Here is a 255-nt window from a genome sequence, read left to right as displayed (position 1 = left end):
AACCGCAAGGAGGACGGTCACCACGGTAGGATTCATGACTGGGGTGAAGTCGTAACAAGGTAGCCGTATCGGAAGGTGCGGCTGGATCACCTCCTTTCTCGAGCTCAACGCTTCTGAACGAAGCACTGAAGTGCTCACGCTTATCGGCTGTAAGAAGACAGGCTAAGGGTCTGTAGCTCAGTTGGTTAGAGCACCGTCTTGATAAGGCGGGGGTCGTTGGTTCGAATCCAACCAGACCCACCATTTACTCTTGAA

Annotated in this window: 1 tRNA gene and 1 rRNA gene; both read left to right on the top strand. The window is 52.9% G+C overall.

The window, feature by feature from the left end:
• A 16S ribosomal RNA gene (locus ACRXB1_RS37735) occupies positions 1-97 on the top strand; the annotation flags it as partial.
• Positions 98-166: 69 nt separating this feature from the next.
• A tRNA-Ile gene (locus ACRXB1_RS37730) sits at positions 167-243 on the top strand.
• Positions 244-255: the final 12 nt, after the last annotated feature.

The sequence above is a fragment of the Caballeronia sp. M23-90 genome (assembly GCF_053574605.1).
Note: the sequence above shows the minus strand (reverse complement) of the source record. Positions and strands in the feature narration are given on the sequence as shown.